The organism is Paraburkholderia graminis (assembly GCF_003330785.1).
Classification (GTDB): Bacteria; Pseudomonadota; Gammaproteobacteria; order Burkholderiales; family Burkholderiaceae; genus Paraburkholderia; species Paraburkholderia graminis.
This window is the reverse complement of the sequence record NZ_CP024935.1, coordinates 1,095,393-1,108,480: the sequence shown is the minus strand read 5'-3', so window position 1 is coordinate 1,108,480 and position 13,088 is coordinate 1,095,393. Positions and strand designations below refer to the sequence as shown.

The window sequence follows — 13,088 nt, the reverse complement described above, 5'->3', positions numbered from 1 at the left end:
GGAGCAGCCCACGCTGTGCCGCGTCATGCTCCGCGCATGCCGCGTGACGGAACGGAGCAACGTCCGTTCCACGCGCGAAAGCCGCTACGCAAAAGGCGATGGAGGAATCAGAGAGGCGTGCGCATTGCGCGCAAAACACGAACGATGACGGAGGTCACGATGACCCTGAGGGACACGCACGACGCAGCGACTTTTGTCATGCACACGCCGACGCCGCCCGAGATAGACCCGGAAGCGCCGCCGCCGCCGAACATCGATCCCGATCCGCCGCCCGCGCCGGACGACGATCCAGGCGGCCCGCCGCCGGGCGCACCCGAAGGCGATCCGCCCGCGGCGCCACCGCCGCTGCATGCGCTGCGGCCTGGCGTGCGGCGGGCTTGAATTCGCTTCGCGGTTCGTGTGTTTTGTGTGTTTCGCGTGGACGCGCGGACGCACAGCGCAACGTGAAAGCGGCGCGCTAAAAATCGCGCGCCGCTAACCCACATAGCAAATCAGAACTGATGCAGCATGCCGACGTAAGCGCCGGTCTGCGATTCGCCGACGAGCGGGTTCGTGTTGTTCGCGGCATCGCGCGGCGAAGCCTGCAGCGAAAAGTTCGAGTTGCCGCTGTTGCGCACATAGCCCACGGTGCCGTAGACGAACGTGCGCTTCGACAGGTTATAGGTGGTGCCGAGCACGTACATCATCGCGTGGCCGGACGGATCATGCGCGGCATCTCCGGTGCCGTCGCCGACCTTCACGTAGTAGCCGCCCGCGGTCACCGCCCAGCGCGGCTGGAAGTTGTAGGTCGCGCCAAGCCAGTAATGGTCGGCGGTGTCGGCCACGCCTGCGGGCGAATCGGGCGCCGAGTAATGCGTATAGGCGCCCTGAATCTTCACCGCGTCGAAATGCACGTTCGCGCCGACAAAGTACTCGCGCGAACTCTGGAAGATATTCGAGAACCGGCCATTGCTGTCGCGCAGTTCGTCGTAGATGCCGCGTACGTCGAAGAGCTGCGAATGATAGGTCAGCATGATGCCGTCCGAGCGGCCGAACTCGCCGCTCGCGCCGCTGTTGAACGCGCCCGGCTGATTGCCGAATGCGTACTGCGCCTGCACGTCGAAGCCCCAGAAATTCGGGCTGTGATATTCGACGTTATTGCTGGTTTGCTGCCAGTTGCGTCCGCGCACGAGCGACGCCGACGAAAACGCCTGCTGCACGAAGGGATCGAATTCCCACACGCCGTCGCTGTCGATGAAAAGATTGCGGCCCGCTTGCAGCGTGCCCCACGTCTGGCTGCTCAAGCCCGCGAATGCGCGCCGCGACCACAGGCGTCCGCCGCTCGTCGTGCCGTCCATCACCTGCAGACCGGTCTCGAGATTGAAGATCGCCTTGAGTCCGCCGCCCAGTTCCTCGGTGCCCTTCAGGCCGAGCATGCTGGTGCCCCAGTCGCCGCCTTCGCTGCGCCAACGGCTCGAATTTCCGCCCGCGCCGTTGTCGATGTGATTCATGTATTCGATGCCCGCGTCGAGACGGCCATATAGCGTGACGCTCGTTTGACCATATGCAAGCGGGCTTGCGACCGCGAGTGCGGCCACCAGTTTTGTGTGTAATCTCATTGTCTCGCCGTGAGTTTTTATGATGCTTCTTGTGACGCTGTACTGGGCAACGCGGGGGCAAAGCAGAGGCAAAACCAGGAGTAAAACCAAGACACAATTGCCGCCGAACTATAGGCGATGCAGCGCCCGTTCACTATCCGTTTTTCGCAATAGATTTTTGCGGCGCGCTCAATGGAGGGCGGCTTATTTGCTCACCGCCGGCTGCATCGTCGCAATCGGAATGAGGAATTCGGAGAAGCCGGTCAGCATGATCTGCACGCCGATGCACAACAGCAGGAACGACGACACGCGCATCGCCACCTTCGTGCCTTCCGTGCCGAGATACCTGGCGAAGACGTCGGAGCGGCTATAGACCACATAGACGGTAAGCGCAACCGCGAGCGAGATCACCACCGAGGCGATACCCGACAGCACGAATTCCGAGAGCTTATGCGTGCGATTCGCGGTGAGCGCAATGGCCGTGGCAATCGAGCCCGGCCCGGTTGTGAGCGGGATGGTCAGCGGGAAGAAGGCGCGCGCCTTCGCGTTCTCGGCGTCGACGCGCTTCACGCCCGGCTGTTCGGCGGGCTGGGTGTCGGGCGCATTGAGCATTTGCCAGCCGCCCACCGCGACGGCCAGCCCGCCGCCGATGCGCAGCGCCTCCATCGAAATGCCGAAGAAATGCAGAATCGGCGTACCGATGAAAAACGCCACCAGCAGCACGCACACCACATTGATCGCGATCTTTCTGGCGAGCACCCTGCGCTCTTCGGTCGTCAGCGAAGCCGTCCGGTCCAGAAAGACAAAGGCGACGCCGATCGGGTTGATGATGCTGATAAGCCCCGTGAAGCCAAACAGAATGTCCGAGATCAGGCTTTCGATCATATGCGATCCGTGTTGTGCGGCGGCCCGGCATGGCGGCTGCTCAGCCGGAATCATATCGCGGCGCGATATAAGTTCGCGGAAAATGCGCGGACACCCGGCATGCCGATGCGGCCTTTGCTCAGGAGCCTGGCGCATTGCAACGCAACAAGCCGATCCGCCGAGCGTGAATCGATGCGCGCGCAACTTTCAGACAGCCTACATTTATTTTGAACTGCTTTACGCGACCAAAGCATCCGGCATACAGTCGCCAGCGAAGCCGCAGTTTCAACGAGATCTACTCACCGTTCGAGGAGTTGCCCCATGTTGCTTCGTGTACTCGCCGCGCTGCCGTTCATCGGCATTCTGCTCGGTGTTCCGTTTGTGAACCGCGTCGAGCCGCTGCTGCTCGGCATGCCGTTCGTGCTGGGATGGATCGTCGCGTGGGTGGTGTTGAGTTCGATCATCATGGCGATCATCTACCGTCTCGATCCGTCGAACCGGCAGATCGCGGCGGACAGCGAGGAGGTCCGCCCATGAGCGCACTCGTCATCATTGCAGCGATTACGCTGTTTGCGCTGTTTCTGGGCGTGCGCGCCAGGCATGGCCACGACATGAGCCTCGAACAGTGGACCGTGGGCGGCCGCAGCTTCGGCACCGCCTTCGTGTTCCTGCTGATGGCCGGCGAGATCTATACGACGTTCACGTTCCTCGGCGGCAGCGGCTTTGCATACGGCAAGGGCGCGCCTGTCTACTACATTCTGGCGTACGGCACGCTCGCCTACATTCTTTCGTACTGGATGCTGCCGCCCATCTGGCGTTATGCGAAACAGCAGCGCCTCGTTTCGCAGCCGCATTTCTTCACGCGCAAATACGAGAGCCCCGCGCTCGGCACGCTCGTCGCGCTGGTCGGGGTGGCCGCGCTGATCCCCTACCTGGTGCTGCAACTGAAGGGTTTGGGCATCATCGTCGCGACCGCTTCGTATGGCGCGATTTCGTCGACGGCGGCGATCTGGATCGGCGCGGCCGTGGTCACCGTGTATGTGATCGTCTCGGGCGTGCGCGGCTCCGCGTGGAATTCGGTCGTGAAAGATCTGCTGATTCTCGCGATCGTGCTGTTCCTCGGCATTTATCTGCCGCTGCACTACTACGGCGGCCTCGGCGAGATGTTCCATGCCATCGACACCGCCCGCCCCGGCTTCCTGACCTTCCCGGCGAAGGGCTCGAGCGTGACCTGGTTCCAGTCGACCGTGCTGCTCACGGCGCTCGGCTTTTTCATGTGGCCGCACACGTTCGGCTCGATCTTCACCGCGAAAGACGAGCGCATTTTCCGCCGCAACGCGATGGTGCTGCCGCTGTATCAACTGATTCTGCTGTTCGTGTTTTTCGTGGGCTTCGCGGCGACGCTCAAGGTGCCGGGGCTGAAAGGCGGCGACATCGACCTGTCGCTGTTCCGTCTTTCGTTGCAGACCTTCGACCCGTGGTTCGTCGGCGTGATCGGCGCGGCCGGCATTCTGACCGCGCTGGTGCCGGGCTCGATGATTCTCACGTCGGCGTCCACGCTGCTCGCCAACGACGTCTATCGCGGCATGGTGAACCGCAATGCGTCCGACGCTACGGTCGCCAACCTCGCGCGCGTGCTGGTGCCGGTCGTCGCGCTGGTCGCGGTCGCCTTCACGCTGCATGGCGGCGAGACCATCGTGGCCTTGCTGCTGATGGGCTACAGCTTCGTCACGCAACTCTTCCCCGCGGTGATCTGCAGTCTCTTTCCGCGCAACCGGGCGACCAAGCAAGGCGCGTTCTGCGGCATTCTCGCGGGCGTCGCGGTGGTCGCGATCACCACGACGATGCACCTGACCATCGGGCAATTAATGCCTTTCCTGCCCGACGCGATGAAAGACGTGAACATCGGTTTCGTCGCGCTGGCGGTCAACGTGATCGTCTTCGTCATCGTGAGTGCGATGACGCAAAGCGGACGCGTCGAGCACACGCACGCATCGGCGCATTGATACGGACGGCGCACGCCGCCCATGAAAGCCGTCGCCTCGCGCGACGGCTTTTTTTATTGCGCTCGACGAACGGACGTCAAAAGTACACGCGCGTGAAAAATCGGCGGGAGCGCGACCGCCCTAACCGCTGAAACATTCGCATCGACGCTGCCTCCGAAGAACGACGTACTGGGCACAGCGCTTGCTGTTTTATGGCCCTGTGTTTCCGCCGCACTGCACAAGTGCATATCGCGTCCTCTGGGGGCCACCTTGCCGCTTAACGTTCTACTTGTCGCTTCCGAAGCCGTGCCTCTGGCCAAATCCGGCGGACTCGGCGACATGGTCAGCGCCTATGCCGCCGCGTTGCGCGACGCGGGCGTCGACGTCTCTATCCTGATGCCCGCCTATCCGTCCGCGCTGGAACGCGCCGTCGACATCGCCCCAGTTGCGCGCATGACCGGCCTGCCCGGCGGCGACGCGCGCCTGCTGCGCGGGCGCATGCCCGACACGGGCGTGACGGTGCTGCTGCTGCAAATGGACCACCTGTTTGCACGCGAAGGCTTGTACCGCGATCCGCAAGGACGCGACTACCTCGACAACCTCACGCGCTTTGCGTCGCTCGCCGCCGCGGCGACGCGCGTGGCGCGCGGCGTTCGCAATCTGAGGCGCCCCGACATCGTGCACGCGCACGATTGGCATGCAGGTCTCACGCCGCTCTACATGCGCCTCGCGGGCGTGGCCGCGAAAAGCGTCTTCACGATTCACAACCTCGCGTTTCAGGGCAACCATCCGCTCGCAATGGGCGGCTGGATCGGCGTGCCGCCCGAATTGCTCGTGCCCGCGTTGAGCGACGAGCGCAGCATCGAATTTTACGGATCGCTCAGCATGATGAAGGCCGGCATCGTACACGCGGATCGCGTCACGACCGTGAGCCGGCGCTATGCGCGCGAAATCCTCACGCCCCAGTTCGGTCACGGAATGGAAGGCGTATTGCAGGCGCAGGCGGCGAAGCTCTGCGGCATCGTCAATGGCATCGACATGTCGGTGTGGAATCCCGCTCGCGACGAGTACATTGCCCGCTCCTATTCGGTCGACGACACCGCCGGCAAGCAGGCCTGCAAGCGCGAACTGCAACAGGCATTCGGTTTGACGCGCGAGCCGTTCGCGCCGCTTGTGGCGATCGGCAGCCGTCTCACGGAACAGAAACTCGCCGATGTAGCGATACGCGCACTGCCCATGTTGCTCGAGCAGCATCCGCGTTTGCAGTTTGCGATCCTCGGCCAGGGCGAGCGCGCTTTCGAACACGCGATGCGGGAACTGGCCGCAGCGTGGCCGGGCCGCGTGGGTGTGCAGATCGATTACGACGAGCGGCGCGCGCATATGCTGCACGCGGGCGCGGACATGCTGCTGCACGGCAGCCGCTTCGAGCCTTGCGGACTCACGCAGCTCTATGCAATGCGTTACGGCACGATTCCGGTGGCCTCGCGCGTGGGCGGCCTCGCGGATACGATCGTCGATTACGCGCCGCATGAAGCGCGCGACGAAGATTGCGCGACCGGCTTTCTATTCGACGGCCAGCATCCGCACGACATCGTGCATGCCGTGGGCCGCGCGCTCGCCGCATTCGCGCAGCCGTCGTCGTGGCATGCGTTGCAGCGCAACGCGATGAGCCGCGACTCGAGCTGGGAAGTGTCGACGTCGAACTATCTCGCGTTGTATGCGGATCTCGTCGATGCACGTCCCGCAGTACACGACACGCGCGTTCGCAAGACGCCGGGCCGCGCGAGAACGGCGAACGCTGCCGGCGCGCGGCAGGTTCGCCGCGGCCGCGATGAAGCGTTCAATGCGGGCGTCGAGGAGATGGTGAGAAGCGCGTGATGTGAAGCACAGCGGTGAAGCGCAGCGTTGCCTCACTGCTCACGGCCGCGTGATGCGAACGCGTAACCGTCCTTGCCGCTGCGCTTGACCTGGTACATGGCTTCGTCGGCGGCAACGACGAGGCGGCGATAGTCGTCGACGAGATCGGGATAACTCGCGATGCCGATGCTCGCGCGAACCATGCCCATGCCCATCTGTTCGTCGGTGCGAACCACGCAGCCGATCAGCCGCTGCGCGATGTGGCGCAGTTCGTCCTGCTCGGAGAATTCGCGCACCAGCACCGCGAATTCATCCCCGCCGATGCGCGCGACGACATCGTCCTTGCGCACCGATTCGCGAAAGCGCTTGGAGACCTCGATGAGAAACTCGTCACCGACGCGATGACCCAGCGAATCGTTGACCTTCTTGAAGCCGTCGAGATCCATATAGAGCACAGCGATCTTGCGAAGCCTCGCGCCGGTCGACACCTGAGTGGCGGCCTGCTCCAACGCGGCAACGAGCTTGCGACGGTTCGCGAGGCCCGTCATCGGATCGTGCAGCGCCGCGTGTTCGAACTCGTGCGACTGCCCGGCCAACAGACGATTGCGCTTCGCATACATGCCGAGCGCCGTCAGCAGCATGCAGAAAAGCAGCGCCGCGACGGCGAGCAACATACGCGCGACGAGCGTGATGCGCTTGCGCATGTCGGCGCTTTCGGCGTCGCGCCGCGCGTGCCAATACGACGACGCGTCGTGGAGCAACGTGTCCATCTGCGCGAGCGTGGTATCCGGCAACAGCACCGATGAAGGAATGCGCGGCGAGCCCGCCGGACTCGCATTCACTAGCGCGGCAAGCGACGCGAGGCGCCGCGTCAGTTCGGCGCGCGCGTCGCGGTAACCCGCGGCTGCGGACTCGTGCGCGCCGGGCACCTCGTCCCACACGCCGACGCGCGCGCGCGCCGTCTCGGCCCGCTCGACCGCTTCGAGCACGAGACTCGCGTATTCCTGTTTGACGTGATCGGAGAACACGGTCCTGATCTGCATGGCCAGATACAGCAGGCCGACCAGCAGGCACAGCAGCGACGCCACGGCGACGGTGGCGGGACCGAGCGTGAGCCGCCAGCCGTTGGCACGCGGCAGGCCCGGGCGCGACCCGAACAGCGGCTCAGGGATGGGAGTAGAGGTCTTGCTGGCTTCCGCTGCCATGTTGTCGATAGCTTATGCGTCGAAAGAACGAACCCATTTTGGTGAAGAGATTGCCTTTGCGCCGCGCGCCGTTTGCCGACGCGCGCCGTTCCTGCGGTGCGTATTTCGCTTCGCGCGCGGGACGGCTCGAGGCAAGCTCCGGCGCGGGCGCTTCGGCCGGGCCCGCGGTGGCTTGCATCGCGGGACGCGCAGCGCCTCGCGCAGCCGCCAACGTCGAGGGCAAATCGGCGCCGTCGTCCGCGAGCACCTCTTCGACCTCGTCTTGCTGCGGACGTATGATCTGGCCGGCCCACGTCGACGGCTTGCGATTGTCATCGGCAGTGGACGCGGATGCTTGCGCCGGCATTGCGGGCAAGTCGAGCAGTGCGATGGAGTCTGCGGGCGTGTTGGGTGCAACGGCGGGTGCAGTGACAGATGCGGTGGCGGGCGCAGAGCCGGGACTTCGCGCGGGTGCGCCGATCGCGGACGTCACGAACGGCGTGGTCGCGACCGATGCTGCCGAGGGCGTGGTCGTCGCTGGTCGCGTATCCGACGCATTGCCATTCACCTCCGACGATTTCGCCAGCACCGTTGCCGCGTTGCCCGGCGCCGGCATGCGCAATGCCTGGCGCGCGCGGGCGATGGCCTCCGCATAAGTCTGCTGATCGCTATTGAACCAGACGCTATAAGCGACCGTGCCGACGACGCCGAACGCCAGCGCGCTCGCTGCCGCCACGCACAGCGCAAGACGTCCGAAGCGGGGGGCCGTGCCCGTCACGTCCGCGGCGTCGCTCTCGCGCGCTGCATCGTCGTAGTCTCCGCGAACAGGAGGCAAGTCAGGATCGTTGTACATCGTAATACGCTCCGCAATTCTTCCGTCTGACGCTCCATCAGGCCTGGATCACACAATTCGCACGGTCGATGCAAACGCTGCTGGAAGAATGTAACTCTCTCGTCCGATAGCGACAACACGACGGGCTCTGCTTCGAACGTCTGTTCGGCAGATCGCATTCGAGCCTGGAAAAGCAGGTAAAACGTTCAACGCCGCATGCATATGCGACACACTTTAGTGCCTCGATGGGGGCAAGTCCCGCTGCGAAAGCCCGCCGCGCATGGCGATGAAACCAGCGGCGGATGCGGGGGCTCCCTTCCATGCAAAAATCGGGCCGGTCATGGCCGATTTCGACGAACGCCGCGCGGACAGACTTCAACGCTTCGCGCCACGACGCGCACGGAAATGGTTGCGCCCTCCACCAAATCGAGAAATTTTCTCGCGACGTCGTGCGTGAGCGCAAGCAGGAGATGCTGGCTGCGATGATGCAACGTCGACGCAATGTCGTTTTCGCGCCTCTCGTCTGGTGCGGCCAAACGATGGCGCGTTTCGACGAGATTTCGGCACAAAAGCGCTATGGCGAAAACGGCACGCCTCGCGGTTCTTCGACACGAGTTCCCAGTTACTGAACGGTGATCGTCTCCTTCATGTTCGGATGAATGCCGCAAAACACGTTGTAGACGCCAGGCTTGTCGAAGCGAAACTGATACGTGTCGTTCTGATCGAGCGCGGCCGAGCGGAAGATGCCCGCGTCGTTGACGACCGTGTGCGGCTCGCCGTCGAGATTCTTCCAGGTGACGGTGGACCCGGCTTTGACGGTGAGCGACATCGGCGAAAACATGAAGTCTTTGATGACGATCTGGTTGGGCGTTTCCGCCCGCGCCGACAGTGCGCCGGCGCCCGCGATGACCGCGACGAACGTGACAGATGCTGCGCCGGCAGCAAGCCGAAACCATCCGCGGCGAATGAAATTGTTCTGCATGACTGATCTCCAGGGAGCGGACTTTGCCGTTACGAGACGAGCGTCGCGTCGGCGAGCGTCGCGCTGAGCGGATGACGCGCGATGGTGACGCTCGTCACGCCGAGCATCCTCGGCAACTGGTCGTCGGCGACCTTCATCGGGCCGGGACCCGAGCCCTGGCCCGCAGCCGGCTGCGGATATGCCGTGGAGCGCGCGGTGTGGAACGTGACGTTGCCCTCCACCTTCGACACGATCTGGTGGATATGTCCGTTCAATACGGTCACCGAGCCGAAGCGTTTCAGATAGCTCAGCGCCTCGCCCGCGTCGCCGGTGCCCCAGCCCCACGGCTCGTAAATCGTCCACATCGGCATGTGCGCGAACACCACGATCGGCGTGCTGGACGAGCGCGCCTTCAGGTCGTTTTCGAGCCACTTCAATTGTTCGTCGCCGAAACTGCCCAAGCCGTTCGGCTTGAAGTGCATCACATTGACGAGACCCACGAAGTGCACGCCTTGATGGTCGAAACTGTAGTAACCCTTGTTATTCGACGCCTTGCCGAAGCGCTGGAAGTACTCGGCTCCGGGCCCGTCGGTGACGTCGTGCTCGCCGGGCACGGTATGCAGTTCGGTGACGGGCAGTCCCGACAGCAACTGCGCGGCGAGATCGAATTCGGCTGCTTTCGAGAGATGCGTGATGTCGCCGGTATGAATGGCGAGCGCCGGTTTAACGGGCATCGCGTTAACGAACTCGATGGTCTGCTTCAGCGTGCCCGCCACATCGGGGTTGGCTTCCTTGTTAAAGCCGATATGCGTATCGCTGATCTGAAGAAAGAGCGGCACGCCGCTCGCCGCTGCCGGTTTGCCGTCGGCGGCGAGTGCGAGTTGAACCGGCGTCAGCACGCCGCCGGCAAGCACGAACAGCGTGCCCGCGCCGCCGAACGCGAGACATTTCAGCGCGCCGCGGCGCGATGGATCGAAGGGATGGGACGACATGTTGGCCTCACGATAACGGGCCACCGACAGCACGCCGGCTTATCCAGCGTTCTTCGGGCCCGGTTCGTCAGGCATGACTGCGGCCGCACGGAATTTATTCCCGGCGGCCGCGAATCTTCAACATTGTCTTCAACATTGCAGCGCTAACGTGCAGTGGCCGGCATCGCGCGAACGACGCCGGCCATGCTGCGGATCGGCTTACTCTCCTTGAGCCTTCTGGCGCAGCTTGCCCTGGTAACGGATCGTCGGACGCAGCGATTGCGTGGTCGGCGCCGGTGCCTTCAGCAACTGACGGGCAACCATCGCGTTCGACGAACTGAGCGAGCCGATGCTCGATTCACGCGACGGGTCCGCGAGACCATGCGCGACGAGCAGCTTGGCTTCGAGTTGCAGGCTCGTCAGCAGCACCGGGTCCTTCAGTGCGCTGCTTTGTGCGAGCAACTGGCTCCACGCGTTGTTGCTGTAGTTCGTCACGTAGTAGTCCAGGCCGCTCGGATCGGCCAGCACCGCGGAACAGCCGTTCAGCCGCAACTGCGTTTGCAGGTCCTTCATCGCGACCGTCTTGCGCGAGGCGAGTCCGTCGCCATAAGCAAGCGTCAACGGAATCGTCCACTGCGTGCCGGGATACTGGTTCTGATTCGGGAACGGCGACTGTTTGAGCGTCACGATGGTCTGGTTCGTCGTCAGATCGCACTGCGTGTCGAGCGAGATCAGCGGTACGCCGGTTTGCCGCACGAAGCTGTCGCCGATCGCGACCATCGGCTCGCCGCTCGCCTTCGCGAGTTCGTCCCACAGGCGCTTGGGCGTCACGTTGCCGAGCGAATAGTCCGCGAGATACTGCTGCAGACCCTTGCGCATCGTTTCCTCGCCGAGATAGTTCTCGATCGTCTTCAGAACATGGCCGCCCTTGTCGTACGTGAAGGCGCTTGCGCTCAGCACGAAGTCGTTGGACGCCCAGCCGTTGAAGTTCGGCTGCACAGGGAACGACGTCGACTTGAGATCGGCGTTGATGACCGCGTACTTGTTCTTCACGTCGTCGACCCAGCTAAAGCGGTCGGGGAAGAAACGGACCTTGGTCTTGTTCTCGAAGAACGTCGCGAACGATTCGTTGAGCCACACGTCGTCCCACCAGTCGAGCGTAACGAGATCGCCAAACCACTGATGCGCCGCTTCGTGCGTGAGCACCGTCACGCCGTAATCGGACATGGTGGTGCCCGGCGCGGGCAGGATGTCGTCGGCGAATTCCAGAATCGCGCCCCAGTTCTCCATGCCGCCGAAGTTCAGGTCCTTCTGCTCCTTGAACGCGTCGTTCGCGGCGACCGTGTCGAACTTCGTGAGCGGCAACGGGATGCCCGTGTAGCGATAGTAGTAATCGAGCGCCTGCTTGGTCTGCTGCATCGCGGGCTTGGCCCAGTCACGCATGCCGGGCGGCGTGAAGATGCGCAGATGCAAGCCCTTGCCGTCCGGCAGCGGACTCGTGAAATCGTCTTCGAGAATATCGAACTGACCGCCGCCGAAGAACAACAGATACGACGGCATCGGCGGCGTCTTTTCGAACGACACCAGCTTGTAGCCGCTATCCACGTTCACCGCGGGCTTCTCGGCTGCGTTCGACACGACGTTCCAGTTCTGCGGCACTTCGGCGCTCACCTCGTAGGTCGGCCGGAATGCCGGCTCGTCCCAGCCAGGGAACCATTGCCGCGCGAGATTCGACTCGCCTTGCGTGAGAATCGCGCCGCTCGTGGTGCCGTCGGTCGACTTCAGATCGACGCGGAACACGCCCTCCGCCGCCGAGCAGCCGGGATAGTGGTCGTCGCCGCAACTGCCGCCCGTTTTCGCCACCGGGTCGTCATAGCTCTTGAAGTTGATGATGCCGCTCCACTCCATGTGCAGCGAGTAGTTGCCCGCGGCGATCTGGCCGCTGACGGGCCGCAGCTGATAAAAATCGCCGTCGTCCTGCGGCGTGGCGATCAACGCGATGTTGCCCGGTTGAAGCGTGATCGTGCCGTTGGTGAACTTGACGCGATGGCCGGCAATCGTGATCGCGTTGACCGGCTTGAGCACCTTGATCTGCACGTCGGCGCGGCCGTCGAACGAGGAAAGCGCCGGGTTCGGCCTGAACCACAGCTTGTAGTTGATCGGCGTGACCGTGTTCGGCAATTCCACCGGCTGCACGGTCTTGTCGATCGATGTATTCGCCAGCACGGCGCTCGCCGGCGGCACCAGCGGAACGTCGGATGCGGCCGTTGGAGCTTGCGCGGATTTGCCCGTCAACGAAGCCGAGCCGTCGCCTCCTCCGCAGCCGGCCATTACCATTATTCCGGCTAGCGCCAGGCACTGGACCTGTAATCGGAAATTAATACGCATTTTTAATCCTCGACTGACAATATCGGTATAAAGAAAGTGCGTTGAGTCACTTCAGCCGTGTTTCTTTTTTCAGCGAAAAAGGTCTCCCGCACTAGCACCGAATTGCTAGCGAGAATATATGGACGTGTTATGTCCTCAGCACTAATGGCTGATTTTTAAAGCGGAAACTCGTTTATTACAAAACTTTCAGAAAGACGATTAAAGCCGCCCTTGCGGATCGACGGGTCAAGCGCAGCCCGCCTGCTCTTCCGGGTGCAATGCAATAAAACAGGATCAGTCTTGACGACAGTGCGTAGCCTAGTTTGGCAAACGTTACCGTGTCAACTTCCTTTCACAATCTTTCTTCGATTCGCGTGCGCCGTATGCAAAGCGAATGCCTTAAGTAATCGGCCTGAGTTAATACTCTAAATAGCGGGATTTTCGCGCGGGACTACGGAAAATTTTTTATTTTCCGGGTGCGGGATGTGAT

The 13,088-nt window shown here is 62.9% G+C and carries 12 protein-coding genes; 5 read left to right on the top strand and 7 right to left on the bottom strand.

The annotated features are described in order from the left end of the window. The first annotated feature begins 159 nt into the window (after window positions 1-159). The gene (locus CUJ91_RS23175; protein WP_029970581.1) at window positions 160-381 is read left to right on the top strand and encodes a hypothetical protein; all 222 of its coding nucleotides are present in this window, start codon (window positions 160-162) and stop codon (window positions 379-381) included. A gap of 110 nt (window positions 382-491) precedes the next feature. Here the strand turns inward: CUJ91_RS23175 and CUJ91_RS23170 are convergent, their stop codons facing one another. Both CUJ91_RS23170 and CUJ91_RS23165 read right to left on the bottom strand, forming a co-directional pair. After that, entirely contained in the window at window positions 492-1,598 is a 1,107-nt protein-coding gene (locus tag CUJ91_RS23170) for a porin (RefSeq protein WP_114157251.1), read from the bottom strand. A 183-nt stretch (window positions 1,599-1,781) separates the two neighbouring features. Next, on the bottom strand, window positions 1,782-2,462 hold the full coding sequence (locus CUJ91_RS23165; RefSeq protein ID WP_006047039.1) for a MarC family protein: 681 nt from the start codon (window positions 2,460-2,462) through the stop codon (window positions 1,782-1,784). 300 nt (window positions 2,463-2,762) lie between these two features. Here CUJ91_RS23165 and CUJ91_RS23160 point away from each other — a divergent pair, with 300 nt between their 5' ends. The 3 genes from CUJ91_RS23160 (at window position 2,763) to glgA (ending at window position 6,304) form a co-directional block, all read left to right on the top strand. Further along, window positions 2,763-2,978: a DUF3311 domain-containing protein gene (locus tag CUJ91_RS23160; protein WP_006047038.1), complete on the top strand. Its 216-nt coding sequence runs from the start codon at window positions 2,763-2,765 to the stop codon at window positions 2,976-2,978. Beyond that, entirely contained in the window at window positions 2,975-4,447 is a 1,473-nt protein-coding gene (locus tag CUJ91_RS23155) for a sodium:solute symporter family protein (RefSeq protein ID WP_006047037.1), read from the top strand. The genes CUJ91_RS23160 and CUJ91_RS23155 overlap by 4 nt, the downstream gene beginning before the upstream one ends. Before the next feature lie 249 nt (window positions 4,448-4,696). After that, window positions 4,697-6,304 (top strand): glycogen synthase GlgA, encoded by a 1,608-nt coding sequence (gene glgA, locus CUJ91_RS23150; RefSeq protein WP_114157250.1) that lies wholly within the window; start codon window positions 4,697-4,699, stop codon window positions 6,302-6,304. 32 nt (window positions 6,305-6,336) lie between these two features. Here glgA and CUJ91_RS23145 read toward each other — a convergent pair whose 3' ends face one another. Together CUJ91_RS23145 and CUJ91_RS23140 are read right to left on the bottom strand one after the other, a co-directional pair. Next, the gene (locus CUJ91_RS23145; RefSeq protein WP_006047035.1) at window positions 6,337-7,488 is read right to left on the bottom strand and encodes a GGDEF domain-containing protein; all 1,152 of its coding nucleotides are present in this window, start codon (window positions 7,486-7,488) and stop codon (window positions 6,337-6,339) included. Next, window positions 7,448-8,320, bottom strand: coding sequence for a hypothetical protein (locus CUJ91_RS23140; RefSeq protein WP_114157249.1), 873 nt, complete (start codon window positions 8,318-8,320; stop codon window positions 7,448-7,450). The genes CUJ91_RS23145 and CUJ91_RS23140 overlap by 41 nt, the downstream gene beginning before the upstream one ends. A gap of 299 nt (window positions 8,321-8,619) precedes the next feature. Between CUJ91_RS23140 and CUJ91_RS23135 the strand changes: the two genes are divergently transcribed. After that, window positions 8,620-8,928: a hypothetical protein gene (locus CUJ91_RS23135; protein WP_114157248.1), complete on the top strand. Its 309-nt coding sequence runs from the start codon at window positions 8,620-8,622 to the stop codon at window positions 8,926-8,928. Here the strand turns inward: CUJ91_RS23135 and CUJ91_RS23130 are convergent. The 3 genes from CUJ91_RS23130 to CUJ91_RS23120 form a co-directional block, all read right to left on the bottom strand. After that, window positions 8,922-9,281 (bottom strand): cupredoxin domain-containing protein, encoded by a 360-nt coding sequence (locus tag CUJ91_RS23130; RefSeq protein ID WP_114157247.1) that lies wholly within the window; start codon window positions 9,279-9,281, stop codon window positions 8,922-8,924. The two genes, CUJ91_RS23135 and CUJ91_RS23130, sit on opposite strands and share 7 nt — an antisense overlap. Before the next feature lie 29 nt (window positions 9,282-9,310). Further along, the gene (locus tag CUJ91_RS23125; RefSeq protein ID WP_114157246.1) at window positions 9,311-10,252 is read right to left on the bottom strand and encodes a metallophosphoesterase family protein; all 942 of its coding nucleotides are present in this window, start codon (window positions 10,250-10,252) and stop codon (window positions 9,311-9,313) included. Between the two features lie 198 nt (window positions 10,253-10,450). Next, window positions 10,451-12,619, bottom strand: coding sequence for a M1 family metallopeptidase (locus CUJ91_RS23120; protein WP_029970572.1), 2,169 nt, complete (start codon window positions 12,617-12,619; stop codon window positions 10,451-10,453). Window positions 12,620-13,088 lie beyond the last annotated feature (469 nt).

Coding starts and splice junctions, on each gene's coding strand:
- CUJ91_RS23175 (WP_029970581.1), top strand. CDS start 160: ATGACCCTGAGGGACACGCACGACGCAGCGACTTTTGTCATGCACACG.
- CUJ91_RS23170 (WP_114157251.1), bottom strand. CDS start 1,598: ATGAGATTACACACAAAACTGGTGGCCGCACTCGCGGTCGCAAGCCCG.
- CUJ91_RS23165 (WP_006047039.1), bottom strand. CDS start 2,462: ATGATCGAAAGCCTGATCTCGGACATTCTGTTTGGCTTCACGGGGCTT.
- CUJ91_RS23160 (WP_006047038.1), top strand. CDS start 2,763: ATGTTGCTTCGTGTACTCGCCGCGCTGCCGTTCATCGGCATTCTGCTC.
- CUJ91_RS23155 (WP_006047037.1), top strand. CDS start 2,975: ATGAGCGCACTCGTCATCATTGCAGCGATTACGCTGTTTGCGCTGTTT.
- CUJ91_RS23145 (WP_006047035.1), bottom strand. CDS start 7,488: ATGGCAGCGGAAGCCAGCAAGACCTCTACTCCCATCCCTGAGCCGCTG.
- CUJ91_RS23140 (WP_114157249.1), bottom strand. CDS start 8,320: ATGTACAACGATCCTGACTTGCCTCCTGTTCGCGGAGACTACGACGAT.
- CUJ91_RS23135 (WP_114157248.1), top strand. CDS start 8,620: ATGCAAAAATCGGGCCGGTCATGGCCGATTTCGACGAACGCCGCGCGG.
- CUJ91_RS23130 (WP_114157247.1), bottom strand. CDS start 9,281: ATGCAGAACAATTTCATTCGCCGCGGATGGTTTCGGCTTGCTGCCGGC.
- CUJ91_RS23125 (WP_114157246.1), bottom strand. CDS start 10,252: ATGTCGTCCCATCCCTTCGATCCATCGCGCCGCGGCGCGCTGAAATGT.
- CUJ91_RS23120 (WP_029970572.1), bottom strand. CDS start 12,619: ATGCGTATTAATTTCCGATTACAGGTCCAGTGCCTGGCGCTAGCCGGA.